The organism is Streptomyces sp. NTH33 (assembly GCF_003236365.1).
In the GTDB taxonomy this organism is placed as follows: Bacteria; Actinomycetota; Actinomycetes; order Streptomycetales; family Streptomycetaceae; genus Streptomyces.
This window is the reverse complement of the sequence record NZ_POTZ01000626.1, coordinates 1-3,145: the sequence shown is the minus strand read 5'-3', so window position 1 is coordinate 3,145 and position 3,145 is coordinate 1. Positions and strand designations below refer to the sequence as shown.

Annotated in this window: 2 protein-coding genes and 1 pseudogene; 2 read left to right on the top strand and 1 reads right to left on the bottom strand. The window is 70.1% G+C overall.

Annotation, left to right across the window (positions count from 1 at the left end; all coding sequences use genetic code 11):
- A pseudogene (gene hpnR / locus C1I97_RS34025) lies at window positions 1–1,184 on the bottom strand (hopanoid C-3 methylase HpnR); the annotation flags it as partial.
- 251 nt (window positions 1,185–1,435) lie between these two features.
- On the opposite strand from hpnR, the gene C1I97_RS34020 reads away from it, so the two are divergent.
- On the top strand, window positions 1,436–2,974 hold the full coding sequence (locus tag C1I97_RS34020; RefSeq protein WP_309147846.1) for a sigma-70 family RNA polymerase sigma factor: 1,539 nt from the start codon (window positions 1,436–1,438) through the stop codon (window positions 2,972–2,974).
- Between the two features lie 35 nt (window positions 2,975–3,009).
- A partial coding sequence (locus tag C1I97_RS42795; protein ID WP_146608385.1) for a thiamine pyrophosphate-binding protein occupies window positions 3,010–3,145 on the top strand: 136 nt, incomplete at its 3' end.

Sequence of the window (3,145 nt, the reverse complement as noted above, 5' to 3'; positions counted from 1 at the left end):
GGGTGGTGGGGACTACGGCGTGCTGGATGTCGAACAGGCGGTAGTCGCGGGTGGTGAGGCGGCGGGCCTCGGTGTGCCAGATCTCGGTGCCCGGGTAGGGGGTCATGACCGTGAGGTGGACGATCTCCGGGACGGCTGTCGCGAACTCGCGCACGATCCGGAAGCGCTCGGCGTCCCAGGCCGGGTCGACGATGAGGTTGATCGCCACGTTGATGCCCAGCTTGCGGGCCGTCTCCAGGGCGCGGAAGTTGTCGTCGGGACTGACGCGCTTGCGGTAGAGGTCGAGTCCCTCGGAGTCGATCGCCTCCATGCCCAGGAACATGTACCGCAGTCCCAGGCGGGTCCATCGCTGGAAGACCTCGGTGTTGCGCAGCAGCACGTCACTGCGGGTCTCCAGGTAGTACTGCTTGCGGATGCGCCGGCGTTCCAGTTCGCCGGCGATGGCGTCACCGTGCTCGGGCCGGATGAAGGCGACGTCGTCGACGATGAAGACGTTGGGCTCGCGGATGCTGCCGAGCTCTTCGGCGGCCGCTTGGGGGGAGGCCTTGCGGTAGCTGCGGCCGTAGAAGGTCCAGGCGGAGCAGAAGGAGCAGTCCCAGGGACATCCACGGGTGAACTCGATGGAGGCGCAGGGGTCGAGTTCACCGATGAAGTAGCGGCGGCGGTGGCGCATGAGGTCGCGTGCGGGACGCGGGGCGTCGATGGTGTGCAGCATGCGTGGGGGGCGGACCACTGCACTTGGGGGCGACGATGCCGGGGACCGTGTCGAGGCCGCCGGCACGCACCGCCTCCAGCCGGGGGAAAACGGCGGTCTCGCCCTCGCCGCGCACCACGGCGTCGACGGCTCTCTCGGCCTGCCGTAGGACGTCCGCCGCCACGAAGGAGACGCTGTGTCCGCCGAAGAACACGAAGCAGCCGGGCAGCGCCTGCTTGATGCCGCGGGCCAGGTCGATGGCCTCGGGGATGTTCGCCAGGTAGTTGAGGGAGAACCCGACCGCCTCGGGCCGGAATTCCGCCACGGTCCGCTCCAGATCCCTGCTCCGCAGCACCTGCAGGTCGACCGCCCGCACGTCGTGTCCGGCGTCCCGGGCCGCCGCGGCGAGACGCTCCAGCCCGAGCGGCTCCAGCCTGAAGAAGATCTCCGAGTACATCAGGGCGCTGGGATGGATGAGCCACAGACGCATGGGTCACCTCGCGTGCGGTGCGGGAGTAACTCCCCGGTGCGGGCTGGAAAACACCCGTCAGCCGTACGGCTCAGTGCCCGATCACGCTCACGGGCGCCCTGGCCGAGGAGCCGCTTCCCTTCCAGTGGACGCCAGTCGCTCGGGAAGACCAACCCCCGCCGTCTGCGTGTCCCGCTCCGCGACCCACTCGTGGCCCTCTCGGGATCAGAGCCCTCTGCCTGGTCCAGCGGAGTGGTTTTCGCGTGGCCGACATGTGGGGCGGGAATCCCTGCATAGCCGTAGAGAGGTCCCGCCGACAGCCAGAGGCCCAGATGACGTCCTTCAGTAGCCCCCGCTCGCGGGTCGGGCAGGCGAGAGGTGAGCCGCTGTCGTCCGAGCGGATCGACGCCATGGTGCGCGACGTCTGCGCGATGCCTCTTGGGCCGGGAAGGGAAGCCGCCCGTGAGGGCGTCATCCGTCGTCTCGTTCCTCTGGCCCGCCGTATCGCCGCCAAGTACCGCAACACCACTTGTGAGGAGCGGGACGACCTCTTCCAGGTGGCCTGCCTCGGGCTCGTCAAGGCCGTCGACGGCTACGATCCGGACCGGGGGCACGCGTTCCTGTCCTACGCGGTGCCGACCGTCGTCGGAGAGGTGAAACGTCACTTGCGGGACCGGACCGGACTGCTGCGGCTTCCGCGTCCCGTCCAGGATGCCCGGCAGCGGGTGAACCAGGCGCGGAGCGAGTTGGAGCAGCTCAACGGACGGTCGGTGACGCATGCGGAGATCGCGGCCGCCTGCGATCTGTCCCCGGAGGCGGTGGCGGACGCACTGCGCTCGGAACGGGCCTGCCGTCCGCGCTCGCTGGACCTTCCCGGACCAACGCTCAGTGAGGTGATCGGCGACCGCGACCCGGCTCTGGAGTTCGTGGTGGAGCGGGTGACGCTCATGCGCGCCCTGAACGACTTGCCCCACCGCGAGCGTCGCATCCTGTACCTGCGCTTCTTCGACGGTCAGACTCAGCAGCAGATCGCCTCGGCCGTGGGCCTCTCGCAGATGCACGTGTCCCGGTTGCTGGCGCGCTGTCTGGCCCGCCTGCGGGAGGCACTGACCGAGCCTTGCCGGACAGCGGCCACAAGCGCCGACCCGTCCGCCCGGCCGGACGGCGACGCCGCGACCATGCGCACGGCCGGACCGCGGCACCTCCCGCGGAAGGAGCCGCTTCGGCCGGACGACCCGGCCGCCGTGGCGGTCGACGAAGCGGGGCCGGACACCGGCGTCTCCCACCGGGACCCTCCGCCCGGATCCCGCGGATGCCGGGCGGGCGATGCCCCGCCGTCCGGGCAGCGTGGGGACACACCGGGCGAAACGCCCTCCACTGCGCGCACTCAGCTCCGCAGAAGCGGGTGTCCCGGTCGCCCTGCCCTGTGGTTTCGTTCGCAGGATCTCGGCCGGTATGACGAAGGCCGGGGCATCAGAGCCGCTCGTAGGGGATCTTCCGGTCCGCGGCGCCGGCCCGGCGAAGTGCGGCACGGAACCCGGGACCGCTTCGGCAGCGTACGGCGGTCCGTTCGGCGAGACGAATCGGCTCCCTGGCGGTCAGACGCCAGTCGGACCGGTGCAGCAGGCGCACAGCGGCGGCTGATCCGTAGGCGCGGTTGCTCCGCCGGGCCCGCAACAGGGTCCGGAATACGCCCACCGCCACATCTCGACACCGCCTCAGCGTATTGCCGCCTCCCGGAGCACGCCCCGAAGGGGTGGCCGGACCGAAACCCTGTTTACGAGACACCGCCCGGGGTCACCCCTTGGTGACAACTGAGTGAGGTACAGGTCCCAGGGAGCGCGTGATGACGTTGGTCGCCGACTATGTGCTGCAGCGCCTGACCGAGTGGGGCGTCAAGCGGGTGTACGGCTATCCCGGTGACGGGATCAACGGTCTGCTGGGCGCGTTCGACCGGGCCCAGGGCAATCCGGAGTTCATCC